At 62.6% G+C, this 18,423-nt stretch carries 2 protein-coding genes; both read left to right on the forward strand.

What is annotated here, in order from left to right:
• Positions 1-1,054: 1,054 nt before the first annotated feature.
• Positions 1,055-8,869 carry a SpvB/TcaC N-terminal domain-containing protein gene (locus AC3FNH_RS27315; protein WP_488722292.1) on the forward strand — a complete coding sequence of 2,605 codons (7,815 nt, stop codon included), beginning with the start codon at positions 1,055-1,057 and terminating at the stop codon, positions 8,867-8,869.
• 74 nt (positions 8,870-8,943) lie between these two features.
• Positions 8,944-18,153 (forward strand): Tc toxin subunit A-related protein, encoded by a 9,210-nt coding sequence (locus tag AC3FNH_RS27320; protein ID WP_488722293.1) that lies wholly within the window; start codon positions 8,944-8,946, stop codon positions 18,151-18,153.
• Positions 18,154-18,423: the final 270 nt, after the last annotated feature.

Here is an 18,423-nt window from a genome sequence, read left to right on the forward strand (position 1 = left end):
CGTTGGCGAACATACCTAGCTTGGCGGTTCAACGTAGTAATCTCGGTCTCCGTCGCATGAATAAATTACCCTTCTGAGTCAACGTCGAACATCTACTAGGGTCAAAATAGCCTCGTCCGATAGCTGATGCTCATCACTCCAGAGGTACGGGAGTTTCCAAGCAAGTCTGGTTCGGCGCCGGCGGCACAAAGCTAGCGGGTCTGGCGCAGTCGGCAACCTGTGCCCTTTCCTTAGTGAGAGTGCTCGCGAAAGCAAAGATACGACGAGAGCCCTATTTCCATAGGCTGATTTCGAAGCGCAACTGAGCGTCCAGATTGACTGGGTGGCCGCTCGATACCTGGATGGTTGCGTGGAACTGGGTGGCGTTTGCCGACGTGAGTATATCTTCCGGGCATCAGCCGGAAACCCGCATGAATGCTTGGGGTATGCATTTGATTTTCTGCGAATGGCATAGCAACGCAAGATGCAAAGCAGACAAGAAATAGCTTCATTTCTGAAACTGAAGGAGCGGGCGTTACGGTAATTATTCTCCAGTCTTGGCGCATAGCGTTTAAGGTGAGCCAGCACGACACGCGGCACTTTGGGGGCGCACAAACGTCATAGTGGCTTCCGAGACTTGTCCCCTTTCAAATGGATTCAATTCTGAAACACATCTCAAGCAATTGACCTATGCAATCATCACGTGGGCGCTTGACCTGCCGCGTGTCACGAAAAGCGTGTGGCTCTCCCGCCCCTTGCACGCAAGCATGCGATATCAGTCCATTTTTTTCATGAATGAAACACATTAAATACCGTTTAAATCTGATGAAAATGAAAATAACTTGAATATCGACAACCTAAATGTGCAAACTGATTTGGAGTACAAGTTGCCTTACGTGCCCACGGCAACGAGGGGCCGATGAAAGAAGGACCGAAATCCAAAAGCTGGTGTCCTTTCTGGTGTTTCTCCTGGCTCGGAATCGAAAAGTATCGGGAACGGCAGAGGTGTGAGCACGCAGTTTCAGCGAGCGCCGGCCAGTGATTCAGCGATCCTCCCGCGTTGAGGGGAATTTAAATGACCACTGGGGAGGAACCTCGACAAGAGGGGCAGCGCGACAGTGATGCGCCGAAAGGGCTCGCTGCCCTGATGCCCGAGCGCGCGACGCAAATCGACAAGGTCGAGATCCCTAAGGTTGAACTGCCGAAAGGCGGCGGCGCTCTGCGCGGCATCGATGAAAAGTTCACGGTCAACGCTTCGAATGGCACCGCCTCGCTGTCGATCGCCCTGCCACTGACGCCGAACCGCGACGATTTCACGCCGAAACTCAATCTCAGCTACTCCTCGGGCGCAGGCAACAGTTCATTCGGCCTCGGCTGGAGCCTCGGGCTCCCCTCAATCCAGCGGAGGACCGACAAGCGACTGCCGCGATACCTGGCAAAGCCCGACGAAGATATCTTCATGATTGCCGGCTTCGAGGATCTGGTGCCGGTGCTGATCGAGCCCAGTCCCGGCGACTGGCAAATCAGCGAGGTCGCCTCCAACGGCTACCGCATTCGTGCCTATCGTCCGCGCACCGGGGGCGATTTTTCCAGGATCGAGCGAATCGCACACCCCACGCACGGCGAATACTGGAAGGTCACCGACCGAGGCAACAGGGTCACCATCTTCGGGCGCAGTCCGACCGCCCGCATTGCCGATCCAACCAACGCATTGCGCATTTACAGCTGGTTGCCCGAGTTCAGCTTCGACGACCGGGGTAACTGGATCGAATACGAGTACAAGCCGGAAGATACCGCGAACATGCCTGCCACAGCGGCCGAGGCAAACCGCCTGGCCGGCATCGCGCCGTTTGCCAACACCTACTTGAAGCGCGTCCGCTACGGCAATCACGCCCCGTATCAGCGCGATCCAGCGCTGCCTTACGATCCGCCGGTGGCCGCCGACGCGACCTACCATTTTGAGCTGGTCCTCGACTATGGTGAGCACGATGCTCTACGGCCCGCACCGCAGGAGGAGCCGGGCCAGTCGTGGTCTTATCGCGCGGATGCGTTCTCCAACTATCGGCCCGGCTTCGAGGTCCGCACTGCCCGGCTTTGCCGCCGCATCCTGATGTTCCACAACTTTCCGCAGGAGGCATCGGGTCCTGACTTGTTGGTCGCCTCGCTCGATTTGATCTATGCGCCAGCAACGATAAACGGCATTGGCCAGGCCGACGTGGTCCACTTGGTGCAGGTTCAACGCGCCGGGTATGTCCGCCGGGAGGATGGGAGCTATTCGCGCCGGGCGATCCCGCCTCTCGAGTTTGAATATCAGCCGGTAGCGTGGGACGAGACGGTGCACGACGCGGCTCGGGAACCGCGCGTAGATGCGCCGATCGGAATCGCCCCGCCCTACCGCCTGGTCGACCTATACGGTGAAGGGATCGCCGGTATCCTGTGCGAAGTGGGCGGCGACTGGATCTACAAGCACAACCGCGGTGCCGACGCCTCTGGCCAGATCGCCTTTGAGCGCGGGCGTGTCGTTGCGCCGCGGCCGCGCGTCTCCGGCTTTGATAACGGCAGCATAACGCTGGAGGACCTCGCGGCGAGCGGAGAGAAACAGATCGTCGTCAACGGGATTCAACTCGGGGGATACTACGCGCTGCGCGGCGATGGCGTCTGGGACAGCTTCACGCCGTTCCGCACTGCGACCAATGTGGACCTGCGTGACCCCTCGGTCCGGCGCATCGATCTAACCGGCGACGGCGCGCTTGAGATCGTGGTGGCCGAGCACCAGGCATTCGTCTGGTTCGTCTCGACCGGTAAAGACGGTTTTGGGCCGGCGGAGCGCACGCTGCAAGCGCTCGATGAGGAACGAGGACCGTCGGTCGTCTTCGCCGAAGCCGAGCAGACAGTCTTCCTCGCCGACATGAACGGCGACGGACTCACCGACATCGTACGCATCCGCAACGGTGAAGTCGCGTACTGGCCCAACCTTGGGTATGGCCGCTTCGGCCCCAAGGTGGCAATGTCGGCGGCACCGCGGTTCGACGATCCCACCCGGTTCGATCCAACCCGGCTAAGGCTCGCCGACATTTCCGGCTCCGGGACATCCGATCTCATCTATCTGGGAAGCGACGGCGCGCGCGCCTGGCTCAATCAGTCCGGAAACGGCTGGAGTGCGGCGTTCGCCCTCGGCTCCGTGCCGACGCTAGCGCCAGGCACAAGCTTCGATGTCGCCGATCTGCTGGGACAGGGTACCCCCTGCCTCGTGTGGTCCTCGACCAACAGGGACACGACCCGGGCGCCGTTCCGCTACATCGACCTGATGGGCGGGCGGAAGCCGCACCTAATGACGCGCATCGTCAACAACATGGGCAAGGAGACGCGGCTCGAATACCGCAGTTCGACCCGATTCTACCTGGACGACCTGGCGGCGGGGACGCCGTGGGTTACGCGCCTGCCGTTTCCGGTTCAGGTCGTCAGCCGCCAGATCCTTGAAGAACAGGTCACCGGTGCACGGCTAACCTCTGACTACACCTTTCACCACGGGTTCTGGGACCCGGAAGAGCGCGAGTTCCGCGGCTTCGGACGCGTCGACCGCATCGACAGCGAGGACTACGATTCCTGGCAGCTCTCCGCCGATGGGCTGACGGCGACCGAGGCGCGACAGGTGTTCCAGGCGCCGATGCTCACCCGCACTTGGTATCATCTCGGCGCGTGGTTCAGCGATACGCGCGTCCTCAGCCAATTCGCATCGGAATACTGGCAGGCCGCCTATGAGCGCGCCTTCCCGGCTGCGCCTGCGCCAGCCACGGAGCCGCCGCTGCCGGATGCGCGACTGGTCGCCGCGCCGACCGTGCTCGATCCTTCGATAATGTCGCGGCTGCCCGCCGAGGAGCGGCGGGAGGCGTTACGGGCCTGCAAGGGACTCGTACTGCGCCAGGAAATCTTCGCGCTCGACGCGCCTGCGGCCGGCGCCGGACAGCCGGATGTGCAGCGGCAAATGACGCCCTACTCGGTGGACACGCATAGCTGCCAGATCCAGCTTTGTCAGCCACGCGGACCGAACCCATACGGCGTCTATCTCGTCGCCGAGGACGAGGCGCTACATATCGACTATGAGCGGCGCTCCGACGACCGCCGTGTGCGGCACGGCATCAACTTGGAAGTCGACGCGCTCGGCAACGTCCTGCAGAAGGCGAACATCAACTACGGGCGCGACCCGATGCTCGCCGCAGCGGCGGCCGACGCAATCGCGCGCAATGCAAGCGATTTCACGAGCCTGGACGACACGACTCAGGTGCGCGGGGCGCTCAGCGACGCGCTGACCCGAGCCGAGGCGACGCAGAGCCATACGCGCCTGACCGTAACACGCACCACGTTTACCAACGACATTGACACGCCGATCGCCTGGCGCACGCGCCAGCCAGCCGAGGTTGAGACGTTTGAGATCAATGGGCTGGTTCCGACCGGTCGCCTGTTCACTCGGGCTGCGCTGACGGGAATCCTCGACAATGCCAAGAGCACCGCCATCGCATTCGAGGCGGCGCCGGGCGCCGGCGTGACGCGGCGGCCGATCGAACGTCAGCGGACGCTGTATTACGACGAGGCAGCCGCTGCACCGCTGGCGCTGGGCACCATGGCGTCGCACGGACTGGTATGCCAGGGCCAAGTCTGCGCCTTCACCGACGCTTTGCTGACCGCGGTTTATGGCGGGCGCATCGCCGCGCCGGCCGGCGTTATGCCGAAGGGTGGCTATGTGCATAGCCTCGGCGATGCCGACTGGTGGATACCCACCGGTGGCACCCGTTACAGTAGCCCGGGAGAAACAATCGCCGACGTCCGCGCCCGGTTCTTCAAACCAGTGGCCTACACGGATCCATTCGGCGCGGAAACGCTGGTGCAATACCACAAGGACTACTTCCTTGTCTTGGAGTCGGCAACCGACGCGGTTGGCAACCGGACGAAAGTGGAACGATTCGACTTTCGTCTGCTGGGGCCAGTGCTTTTGCGCGACCCGAACGATGCGTTGACCGCCATCGTGTCCGACGAACTTGCGCTGGTGAAGGCGCAGGCCTATCTCGGCAAGGATCTCAACGGGGACGGCGCGCCGGAGGTTGAGCCGTCTGACAATCTATCGGGCCTGGTGTCCGACAGCACTGGCGATGCCGCTACCATGGCAGCCCTGTTCGCGACCATGGACTCGACGGTCGTGGAAACGCTTGGGCGGCAACTTCTGCAACATGCGACCGTGCGTTTCGCTTACGACTTATATGCGTGGATGAACCGTGGGGAACCGGCGGTATCAGTTTCCATCGCCCGCGAGCGCCACCAGAGTGTGGACGTCACATCGCCGCTGCATGTGATGTTCGAATACACGGATGGGTCGGGCGCGCTGGCGATGATGAAGGCACAGGCAGAACCCGGCGTTGCACGGTCTGCGACGGTGCACGCGGATGGCAGTGTCACGATAGCTGACATCGACACATCCATGCAGGTGCCGCCGCGGCTACGTTGGGTTGGCACGGGACGGCTGGTGCTTAACAACAAAGGCAAGCCCGTTCGCCGCTATGAGCCATATTTTTCCGTCTCGCCGCGCTACGAGGCGATTCCGGAACTTGTTGCCAATGGGGTCAGCGCGACTCTCACCTATGACCCAGCCGGGCGGTTGGTGCGCACAGATCTGCCCGACGGCACGATCCAGCGTACGGTCTTTGATGTTTGGCAGACAGTGACTTGGGATCCGGGCGACACCGTGCTGGAGTCGCGCTGGCATGACGAACGCAAGAACCGCCTGATCGACGCGGAACTCATCGCCCGCGGCTGCGATCCGGTGCGGGAGGCAGAGGCGGCAGTGCAGGCGGAGGTCTTTGCGAACACGCCGATAACGGCGCTGATAGACCCGCTGGGTAGGCCCGTCGTGGGACTGGAACACGCCGGCCTCGACGGCGGCGGAAAGGCGCTGCTGTTCGCGACGACACTCGTGCTGGATGTCGCTGGCAACGTCCTGCACGTTGGTGACGCTCGCGGCAACACACCCATCGCGTTCGGCTATGACATGGTCGGACGCCGGGTTACGCAGCGCAGCATGGATGCGGGCGGACGGTGGACGCTGCCGACGGTATCGGGCAACCCGCTTATGCGCTGGGACGAGCGCAGCCACGCGCTGACGTACCAATATGACGTCATGCAACGACCGATCGGCCTGCATGTGAGCGGCGGCGATAGTGCTATCCCGCTCAACAACCAGGTGATGCATGCGTTGTATGGCGAAGACCAGGTCGATGACCGAAGGCATGGCCTGCGCGGCCGACTTTACCGTCGCTGGGATACCGGTGGGATGCAGCAATGGTCGGACTACGACGGCAAGGGCAACCTGCTGAGCACGCTCCGCCGCTTCGCCGCCGACTATCGCGCGCTGGTCGACTGGTCGGGAGACCTGGAATCGCCGCTTGAAGCCGAAGCCCACGCCACGAACTATAGCTACGATGCGATCAACCGCTTAATTGCTGCGCAGTATCCGGATGGTAGCCGTATTACCCAGCGCTATACGCCGGCGAACCTGCTCGGCGGCGTGGACGCGCAGTCACCCTTCGGGCCATCGGAAACGATCCTCTCCAGCATCACCTACGATGCGCGAGGCCGTCGGAGCAGCGTCGATCATGGCAACGGCGCGCGAACGACCTATCGCTACGACCCTGACTCGCTCCGGCTGATAGGGCTGACGACGCGCAAAGGCGACAGTTCACTGGCGCAGGATCTCGCTTACACGCATGACTGCGGCGGTAACCTGACACATCTGCAAGACCGCGCCTTGCCTACCGTATTCTTCAACAACGCCAAGATCCAGGCATTGAGTTATTTTGAATACGATCCGCTCTACCGCCTGATATCCAGTAAGGGGCGGGAACATGCGGGCCAGCAGGGCGGTGTATTCGGTGCAGAGGATAACTGGTCGGACGCCGACTACATCGTCCGCCACCAGCCAGGCGATGTAATGGCTTGGCGGAACTATACGCAAACGTATCGTTATGACGCGGTCGGCAACATCCGTCGGCTTGGGCACTCCGCCGCCGGCGCGGGCTACGCACGCGAGTATCTCTACGACAGCGTGAGCAACCGGCTAGCATCAACGACCGTAGGCGCAAGTGTCTATGCCTACGACTACCATCCGGCACACGGCTTCATCCGCAGCATGCCGCATTTGTCGCTGATGCAGTTCGATTTTCTGGATCGGATGATCGCCACCTCCCGCCAGTCGGTGACAGCGGGGACGTCGGAAACGACGTGGTATATCTACGACCATGACGGCCGGCGCATCCGCAAGGTGACGGATCGCGCCGCCTCCGCCGGTGCGGCGCCGACGCGCAAGGAGGAACGGCGCTACCTCGGCGCATTGGAGATCTTCCGCAGTAAGGCGGGGCCTTCTGCCGGGCTGGAGCGCACAACGCTCAACATAATGGACGGCCGGCGTCGCTTCGCCATGATCGATCGGCGCAACGGTATCGACGACGGCACGCCACCGCGGGTCGTCCGTTACCAGTTCTCCAATCATATCGGCTCATCCGTGCTGGAACTGGATGCGACCGGGCGCGCGCTGGCGTATGAGGAATACCATCCCTTTGGCACCACCGCGTATCAGGCAACGGATTCGACGCTCCAGGTCGCGACCCGTCGCTACCGCTATTGCGGTATGGAACGCGACGAGGAAAGCGGCCTCGCTTTGCATGGGGCACGCCATTACTGCCCTTGGCTGGCACGCTGGACGCAGCCCGATCCGACCGGCCTTGCCGATGGCATCGACGATTACGCGTACTGCTCTGCCAATCCGGTCCGGCTAACCGATCCGGGCGGCTGCGATGGCTGGGACCGCTTCATGGGGGGCGTGAAGATGGTCGGCGGCGCGCTCGAGACGGTGTCGGGCGGGTCGATGTTCCTCGGTGGATTGGCGGCGTCCGAAATCGGCGTGGGCGTGCCGGTCGCGATCGGCGGCGCCGCCGTCACAGTGCATGGCGTCGACGTCACGGTCTCCGGCTTCCGCACCATGTGGAACGGCACACAGGTCGACACCGTGACTTCTCAACAGTTGCAGAAAAGCGCTGGGCTGTCCCGGTCCAAGGCCAACCTCATCGATGGCGGCATCAGCATTGTCGGCTCCTTTGGCGCGAGCGCGGTTACCCGCGCGCCGGCTGTTGCCTCCGGGCTGCGCGGCGCAGCTGCAGCCGATGACGCCGCAGCAAACTCGGTCTCGCTCGCCTTCAAGCCGGGCTTGCCGGGGCATAACATGGTCGGCGTCACTACCGAAGGGATAACGCGGTGGACAGATCTACGCGTGGATACTGTCGCGGTAGTCGGGGAGGAAGTCACCGGGGGCTTGCAATATGTTCCGGCGGGCACGGGGGCCACCGTGGCTGAACAGGCTGCCCCGTCAGCCAATTACCTCATTGTCACGGTGCCTCGGACGGCTGCCCAGGCGCAAGCGGCCCAAGAAGCCATCACACTTGGGGAAGCGGGAACCTACAGCTACTTGACCAACAATTGCACGACCTATGCGACCGGTGTCCTGCGCGCCGGCGGAGTCGTCGCGCCGCCGACGACTCCGCTTGTGTCCTTGGCGACCACCGCCCTGCAATCGCCGGCGGTGGTTCAGCCAGTCGTGACGGCGAGCGTGGTGACCAGCGCGGCGGTCGGAACCTACTCGGTCGCGCGATCCTACGCGCCCGCCAGTGCTGCGACTGATCCACAGGTGGGCCCTAGCCCAGTTATCGGGCCGCCTGCACCGGCCGCTGTCAATGCAGCACCCGTGGTCAGCGCGCCAGCCGATCCCGATCCCGCAGCGCCCGACCCACAGGTTTGCGCGGCCTCCGGCTATTACAACAATGAGGAGCAGGTTTGCTACTCACATTGATCCTTTAACACAACAGAGCGGTGGCCCGTCGCAGATTGCCCGCGATCGCACCGCCAATCTCCGAGGTGGATACCATGGACGTCGTACTTACGGGCACGGTCACGGCGCCGGGAGCGCCGCTGGGGCTGGTCAATGCACGGGTGGAGGCGTGGGACAGCGCGCCGGGCGCGCAGCGGCCGATTTCTACCGGACATGTGAAGCCCGGCGGTACGTTCTCGGTTGTCCTTCCCGAACGTGCCGTCTCTCCACTAGCCGACCGGAGCATCGATCTCCGCGTGGTCTACCAAGGCGCTATGGTGCGCCTGGCCCGAGCAGTGACGTGGCGCCCCGGCCAGAAAGCCGACGGCCTGCGCCTTGAAGCAGCGCTCGATAAGCTCGGGCGGGATATCTCCGGCGCACGATCCATCCACGGTCGCGTGACGCAAGGCGTGATGGGACGCCCTGCCTCCGGCGTCCTCGTGCGGGCCTTCGATCGTGACCTGCGGGCCGAACGGTTGCTCGGCGAAGCGCGTACCGGCACTGATGGGCAATACAGTATCGTGTACTCCAGCACCGCCCTGTTACGCCCCGACAGCACGGGGGCGACCATCGTCGTGCGGGTGTTCGACGGCAGCGGGGAGACGCTGCTCTACGAGCCGCCCGTCGAGCAGATCCTGGTCGCGGCGCCGGCGGCCGCGATCGTCAATGTGACCCTTACCGCCATCGCGCCACTCTCGGAGACCGAATTCACCACCCTGCGGCGCAAACTCGAGCCCCTGCTCGGCAATATAAAGCTTGCCGACATCACTGAGGACCCACAGCACCGCGATGTGACCTTTCTGTCGCGGGAGGCGGCGGTCGCGCCCGACCTCGTTGAGCACGCGGTCGTGGCGCAGCGGCTTGGCGCCGCCACAAATGCCGATCCGGCAGTCTTCTATGCGTTGCTCCGCATGAATACATTGCTCGGCCAGACAGCGACGCCACAACAGCCAAACCGCATCAGGATTGGCCTCAACGACGGCACTAACGACGTGCTGCTGTTGGCCGCGCGGGTACCCGCCGAAAAAATTCGCGCAGATGTTAAGGCGGCGGTCAAGCACCGCCTGATCGACGAGGCGGTCATCGACCACGTCCCTGCGATCTTGACTGCCTTGGCGCGGCTACTGCCCGAGGCCCAAGCGGCACAGAAGGCATCGTCATCGAAGACTCTGCTTGACCACATTGCGCCGCTGCTGTCGCAGCCGGAGCGTCTACGCGCGACGCTGGACCTCGCAAGTACCAAGGACAGCGCATTCATGGATCGCCTGAAGGCGCTAGTGACCAGTTGGCCAGTCGATGCCCAGCCGGCGCCCGCCGCAACTCCGACTGGCGGACCGACGGCAGCACCTCTTGGCGGGGCAGCCCTCGGGGGCTCCGCGACCAGCCTTGCGGCGCCCGCGCTGGTTGTACACATTGAGAGTGGGACGGTCCCGGTCCGTGATCGTGCTGCGGCGCTTAAGGTGCTGACCGATCATTCCGATATCGATCTCGCCACGGCCAATCTCGACACACTGTTCGCCCAGAAAGGCCTGACCGGCGACGGGCACAAGGTCGCCTTGTCGGATCTCAAGCGCGTCCAGCGCCTGGCCAAAGTGATGCCCGGCTTGAACAGCGCCGGCAAGCTGATCGCCCAGAAGATCCACAGCGCGGCAGACATCGTTGCAATCGGCCGGTCACGCTTTGTCTCGGATATTGCGCCAAAGATCGGTCTTTCCCCCGCGCAGGCCAACACAGCCTTCAGCAAGGCGCAAACGAAGCACGCTGCCGCGCTGGTTGTGGCCGGCGAGTTGCAGAGCCTGACGAGCGCCGCGGCTGCGGCGGCCGGTCCGGTGGCGATGCCAAACCTAGTCACGGCCAGCGACAAATTCCCAAATCTTGTCACGCTATTCGGCTCCCCCAGCATTTGCGCGTGCGCCCAGTGCCGTTCGATCTACTCGCCTGCCGCCTATCTGGTCGAACTACTGCAATTCCTTGACCGCAGATCGATGATCGACCTCACGCAGGTGCCGCCGGCGCACGTGAACCTGGCCAAGACAATCCTGTTGTCGCGCCGCAGCGAAATTGTCGATCTCGACCTCAACTGCGACAACGCGCTGACGCCGATGCCCTACATCGACTTGGTTTGCGAGCTGCTGGAAGAGCAGGTCGCGCCTGATCCCGGCATCGTGCACCACGGCGCCGTGGCGCCTGGTGTCGCTCCGGCGGCGTTGCTCGCGACGCTTCGGGGCGCAGGCTGGTCGCTGACCGCATCCACGATCGTCCAGGCGCCCGACCTTAACGGCGACCTCACCCTGCGCGACACCGGGGTCACGGCCAAGCTGCACAGTGAAGGCGTCGATACCTGGCGTATCCGGCGGCTCCGCCAAACGCACGGTACCGCCGCGGAACTCAGAGCGGCTCCGGAATATGTCAACGCCGCCGCATACAACATTCTCGCCGGCGCCAACTTTGCCTTCACTCTGCCTTTCGACCTCGCGCACGAGGAAGCCAGCGCCTTTTTCAACCGTTTCGGTGTCAGGCGCGCGAATCTGATGCGAGATTTTGCGTCCGCCGGCGTGCCGGCTGCTGCGACCATTGCGGCCGAGGGGCTGGGGCTGACTGACGCAGAGCGTACGCTAATCGTGACCCAGGCGCCGACGGCGGCGGCGCAAGGATCGATCTGGTCGTTGCCCGAGGCCAGCGTTGTCGCCACCATGGCCTCCGTCGAAACAATGCTCGACAAGACCGGACTCACCTACGACGGACTCAACCGGCTGCTGCAGCTTGGCTTCATCGATCCGGCAAAGGCGCTATTCATCCGCCACCTCAATATGTCCTGCGACCTGACCAAGAAGCAGGTCGCAGGACTAGATGCGCCGGCTCTCGACAGGATCCACCGCTTCCTGCGCGTGCAACGTGCGACGGGATGGGCCGCCACCGTATTGGACGCACTTATCCAGGATCCGGCCATCGGTGCCGGCAATCTGAACGATGCATCGCTGATTGCACTCGAGCAGATTGCGCGACTCGCGGATCGCACAGGGTTGCAACCGTGGGAGCTGACCGCCTGCTTCAGTTCGATCCCACATGTGGCAATGACCGGCACGACAGATCGTCCGGTCTACGAACATATCTTCCTGAACAAGGCAGTCCTTGGCACCGTCGATGACGGGCTTCGGCAGGAGGCGATAGGCGCTGGCAGTAAGATTAGCCCGGAAGCCGCACCGCTTTCCACGCTGCTCAAACTCTCGGCTGCCGATTTCGAGTTGTTACGTGCTGCACTGACCGACGATCAGCTAACTTACGCAAATCTGAGCCGGCTTTTTTGCGCCGCACGGCTGTGCGCGCTGCTGGGGTTGCGGGCGTGGGACTTCCTGATCGTGCGCGACCGCAGCGGGCTCGATCCCTCTGCTGGTCCCGCGCAGATGCTTGGCATGCTCGATCATCTCGATCGCATGCGCGCTGGACCGGTCAAGATCGCCGACCTGCCCTTTACGCTGGCGCATGCCGGCACCGATCTCGCGCAGCGGGAAGTTTCAGACAATCGGATCGTGGCGCTGCTGGCAGGCCTCCAGAACACCTACCAGGCAGCGTTCGCCCAGACCCGCTCGGCTTTTTCTGCCGAGATGACCGCCGACGAACTGCGTGGACCAATCCACGAAGCACTTTTACGCCTTCCCGGTATCACCGAGGACAACACTAAGACCATCCTGCGGATGTATGACGGAACGTGGACGTCCCCGCCTGATCCGGCGGCCGCGCCAACCTTGGGTGCGCTGCTGCGAACCGCTTTCACCGCACCGCTGGCGGCGGCGCAGGCCGCTGTGGCTGCGGCGCCGCCGGCTGGGCTCGAGGCGGCGAGGAAGGCCATGGCGAAGGTACTGCTGGACGCAATTTCCGCCTCGCTGTTCGCTGCGGCCAAGCGCTCTGCGTTGTCGGATGCTCTTGCCGCCTTCGCGCGCCAGACGCCCGACGTGGTACAGGCGGTGCTAAGCAATGCCGTGCTGGCACAACCGGGACCGGCCAAGCCGCTGCTGACCGACCTCCTGACGACAGATGCACTGATCGACACAGCCGGCATTCCGCCAGCCCCACCGACGATAAGTGAGGCCGCGTTTGGCGACCAGTTCAAAGCCGTTCGCCTACTCTTCAAGCTGCTGCCCTTGGCGGCCGCGATAGGACTCTCCCAAAACGACCTGGCATGGGTGCTTGGGAACGCTGGTGCGATGGACTGGGTCACGCTCGACGCGATCCCCTACCAGGCCGGCCAGGCCGTTATAACCCAGGAGGACTGGGAGCGGCTGACCGGCATGCTCGCGCTATTCACAACGTTCCCGCCAACCCCAAACCTGGCCGACGCGACGACGCCCATCACCCTGGCAGGAACCTTGACGCTGCTGTTGCCGGGCGCGGCGACTACGCGCGCTCAATGGCTCGACGCCTTGACTCCTCTAACTGGCTACGATCGGCAGATGCTGGACGACGTAGACGCCCATTTCGGTTGGTCTGCAGCCAACCTCAATGCGTGGCGCCTGCCCGAAACATGGCAGGCAATGACCACCTCCATCACCGATCTGAGAGCGATTGGGGCGACAGTCGCCATGGCGAACGGGTACATCAAGCCTGTCCTAAGCGCGGCCGACTCCGGAGCTCTGCGAACTGCGCTGAAGGCGCGCTATACGGACGACCTATGGATGACGACGCTGGCTGAGATTACCAATGCAATCCGGCCGAGAAAGCGCGATGCACTGGTGGCCTATCTCCTGGCGACTCATGCCGACTGGACAACACCGACCGACCTTTACGACTACTTCCTCATCGATGTTCAGATGGAGCCGGAGGTCGAATCCTCGCGCATCGTTCAGGCGCACGGCGCGATCCAACTATTCGTCGAGCGCAGCCGCATGGGGCTAGAGCCAAAGGCGGCGGCGGATACCAGCGATGTGGGGTGGCAGCAATGGACGTGGATGGCGAACTTCCAGGTCTGGGTGGCCAACCGGAAGATCTTCACAACGCCCGAGCACTGGATCAGGCCCGAGTTGCTGGACACCAAGTCGGCACTATTCAAGCAGCTCGAAAGCGATCTCTTGCAGAACGATGTCACCGACCAGACGACCGAGGACGCCTTCACTCGTTATCTGGAAGGTCTGGACGAGATCAGTTTCCTGGAGGTAATCACCGCCTGTTACCAAGACGATATCCGCACGATGCACATCTTTGCGCGGACGAAGGGCGGCGACCCGGCACAGTACTACCATCGGACGCTTGAAAAGGAACGCACCTGGTCGCCGTGGGAGCTGGTGCAGGCCGATATCACCAGCGACACACTGCTTGCCTTTATCCGAAACAACAGGCTGCATCTTGCATGGCCGGTCGTCAGCCAGGAAACCAACCCCGATCAGCAGGTCACCACGCCAGGCGTTTCGGAAACGCCCAGCACGGGGCCCGCGCAGCATCCCGAGGCAAGGCTCAAGGTACAACTGGCCGTCGCTGAGTACAGCAACGGTGCCTGGAAGCCCAAGAAAATCTCGCAGGACGCAATCATCAGCCCGCCCGGCTACTCGACCAACCCTAACGCGCTGGACAGTAGCCGGTTCAACCTGATCTACCATCCCTTCGCCGACCAGATCTGGCTATTCCGAACGAAACTGTCCGACGAGTATGAGAGCCAGTATCTCAGCGGCATTTTCGCAGTGACCGGCTGCAAGGGCTACCCCGAGGTGGTTTTCTCCGGCAGTAGCTATTTCCCGGATTTCTTCCCGGACTTCCGCGATGCCCTGCTGGAGCGCCAGCGTTACTTCGAACTCGGAGAAGATCCGCCCGACACGCTGGCGATCCGCAACATGATTACCTTTTGGAATTTCGTCGTGCGGTTGAATGTCACGCCGGCGCTGTTCCGCGCGACCTGTGCGCTGCAGTTCACGCTGATAGACCTGCTCTATGTACTGTTGCAACTCTGGGCCATCCAGGCCGGCGGCGGACGGGCGAGGAGCTTCGAGCGGGGATTCAAGTTGCCGTTTGGCACCTGGCTGCCCTACTTCTTCGAAGACAGCAAGCACGCCTACATCGTGGTTCCGGGGCTCTATCCGGCGGAACAGGCAAGTTCCGACCAAAGCCGGACGTTCTCGGATTTCCTCCAATTGATTGAGGATATCATCGCGCTTGCGGCGAAGTACTTGGCCAAACTGACCGCCACGCCGCCAACCCCGCCGACGGAGGTTAAAAAGGAACTTGCTGCGGATCCCGATTACCTACGCATCCGGGACGAGTTGCTGTTGTATGCCAAGCTGCGGTTCGGTGAGCAGTTCCGCAATCTGTATCACCCTCTTGTATGCCCGTTGCGGGCAACACTCTATAAGGACGGGGTTGGCACCATGATGGCGCGCGGCCAGCAGATGCAGACGACGGCGTTCGACTTCGCAGCTACCTACCAGCCGACCGCGATCGTTGCTCGTCCCTATCCAATCGAGGATGTCGATTTCACTGCAAATGGCGCCTATAGCCTCTACAACTGGGAACTGTTCTTCCATGCACCACTAATGATCGCCAACCGACTGGCGTCGGAGCAGCAGTTCGACCAGGCGATGGTGTGGTACCACCGCATCTTTGACCCGACCGGCACGCTGCCGGGAACGACGCCACAGAAGTACTGGGTCACAAAACCCTTCTTTTTGACGACTGATGCCGACTACGTCGCGCAGCGTATCGATACGCTGATGACAAACATTGCCGATCCGACCAGCCCAGACCGGCACGCCCTGGAGCAGGCGGTCGATGCCTGGCGAAACAAGCCATTCGACCCGCATGTCGTGGCCGCCTATCGCACCACTGCGTACCAGCGGACGGTGGTGATGAACTATGTCGGCACTTTGGTCGCCTGGGGCGACTATCTGTTCCGCCAGGATACGATGGAGGCTATCACCCGCGCGACACAAATCTACATCCTTGCGGACAGGTTGCTCGGCCCCAAGCCTCGCGTCGTTCCGCCAACGGTCGAAGTCTCCGCGCAGACCTATCTGCAGCTTGCCGGACAGCTTGACGCATTCGGCAACTCGCTAGTGGAACTCGAGAACTATTTGCCCGACCTCAGTGTGCTCCCTGAACATGGGGCCGAGTTGCCACCTCCGCCGGTCACGCTGGCGAGCCTGTATTTCTGCATTCCCCCAGACGATGCGATGCTGGCTGTATGGGATACGGTCTCCGACCGTCTGTTCAAGATACGTAACAGTCAGAACATTGACGGGGTCGAGCGCGTCCTGGCGCTGTTCGCTCCACCGATCGATCCGGACATGCTGGTACGCGCGGTCGCCGCGGGGCTGGATCTGTCCGCCGTCCTGGCGGGGCTCAACGCACCGCTTCCGGCCTATCGGTTCCAACCGGTGGTCCGCAAGGCGGCGGAAATCGCGCAGGAAGTGCGCACTCTCGGTTCGGCTCTGCTGGCCGCGCTGGAAAAGAAGGATGCCGAGGTCCTCACACTGTTGCGCAACGATCTGGAGGTTAAGCTATTGAAGGCGCAGCGTGACCTGAAGTCGATGGCGATCGATTCGGCCAACGCAGAGATCGACGTGCTCAAGCGGGCGCGCGAAATCAGCGACGAGCGACGCTCTTATTATGCAGCCTGGCAGAAGATCAATGCCAACGAGCAGCTCAACCTCGACAAGATGGGTGATGCGAACGACCAACAGCACGATGCGAGCATCGTGCGCGCAACAGGCGCCGTGCTCGGCATCATTCCCGATATCGCGGTGGGTGGTCACGGCGCGGGCGGGTCGCCGGCTGTACATGCAAGCTTCGGCGGGTCGACCCTAGCGCACGTGTCGGACGCCGCCGCCGCCGTGCTGACCATGTTAAGCGGAGTCGCGTCATATGAGGCGTCGCGGGCAGGTGCGTTGGGCGGGCTCGATAGGCGCGCCGACGACGCCGCCATGCAGGCCCGCGTCGGCCAGCGGGAACTGGCGCATTTCGATCAGCAGATCACGGCTGCCGAATTGCGGCGCGACATTGCGACGAAGGACCTTTCGGTGCATGACGTCCAGATCGACAACGCCGCCCAGGTCGGCAAGGCGCTCAGCAGCAAATATACCAACGCCGACCTGTATCAGTGGATGGTCGACGGGATTACCGCCGTCTACTACCAGGCGTATCAACTCGCTTACGGAATGGCAAAGAAGGCGGAACGCTGCTACCAGCACGAACTTGGTTCGACCGACACTTTCCTGTCCTTTGGCTATTGGGACAGCCGCAAGAAGGGACTACAGGCGGCGGACAAGCTGCTCTATGATATCCAGCGCATGGAAGCCCAGTACATGGAGGCCGACAAGCGCGAGTATGAGCTGACCAAGCATGTCTCGCTGCAGGAACTTGATTCTCTTGCGTTGCTGCGCCTGCGCGCCACCGGTGTGTGCGATTTCGAAATCCCCGAAGCGCTGTATGACCTTGACCATCCTGGCCATTACTTCCGCCGCATCCAGTCGATCGCGGTGACGATGCCCAGTGTCGCCGGGCCGTACTCGTCGGTTAGCGCGCGGCTGACCCAGATCAGTAACCGCTACCGCGCGAGCACGGCGCATGCCGCCGGCGCCGGCACACCCCAAGCAGCGTATGAGGAGGCGGCCGAAAACGATTCCCGCTTCGTGTATAACGTCGGGACGAGCCAATCGATCGCCACGTCCTCCGCCCAGAACGATACCGGTCTATTCCAACTGGAGTTCAAAGACGACCGCTACCTGCCGTTCGAGGGAACCGGCGCTGTGAGCGTGTGGCGTCTGGAACTACCAACGCCGGTGCGGCAGTTCGACTATGCCACCATCTCCAACGTCATCGTCCACGTCCGCTACAAGGCACGTGAGGGCGGAAGCAGCCTGAAGAGCCTCGCCACCGCGTCGCTAATGGCCAAGCTGCAGCAGATCAAGCAGGGCTTGGCGAAAACCGGTCTGCATACGCTGCTGGATCTGAAACGCGAAGCGTATGACGCCTGGCATGAACTCAAGAGCACGGGCTCAACGACCATCACCATCGGTAAGGACCGGCTGCCGTATTTTGTGCAGCCGCTCTCGCCAACGCTGGGAAAGGCAACCCTACTGGCGAAGGCGACGGCCGACCCGGCCAACTACTCGGTGAGCGTCCAAGGCGTCGACGTAGTGCTCGGCTTCCAGGCAAGCTGGGGCTTCAACCTCAACGACGTTGCGGGACTCGCCCTGGATACGCCAATTACGCTCAGCATCGCGGCGGGCCAGCTTGCCGCACTGCAGGAATTGAGCCTCGTGCTGAAAATTGATACCCTATGAATGCACCATGGCGCCGACCGGGCCCCGTTTGCCCCAACTGCGGAGTGGCGATCCGCGGGACGCTAAGTTGGTGGGGTCTCGTGCGGCGCCTACCCGGCCGGTGCCAGGCGTGCGGCGTGCGCCTCGGCTACGACTTGGCTGGAGGGATCTGCATGATCCCCGAGGATGAACGGAATCCGTCAAGAAGCGGCGAGGATTCGTAGGCCGCGGCCTTTCCGCGGACGATGGCAACGCACGGTCGGTTCTTCGTGATTCGGGTGCCGGAGCGCT

The organism is Cupriavidus sp. 22TCCZM01-5 (assembly GCF_057798915.1).

Bases quoted from the DNA above. Each gene is read 5' to 3' on its own strand.
- AC3FNH_RS27315 (WP_488722292.1), top strand. From the start codon at position 1,055: ATGACCACTGGGGAGGAACCTCGACAAGAGGGGCAGCGCGACAGTGAT.
- AC3FNH_RS27320 (WP_488722293.1), top strand. From the start codon at position 8,944: ATGGACGTCGTACTTACGGGCACGGTCACGGCGCCGGGAGCGCCGCTG.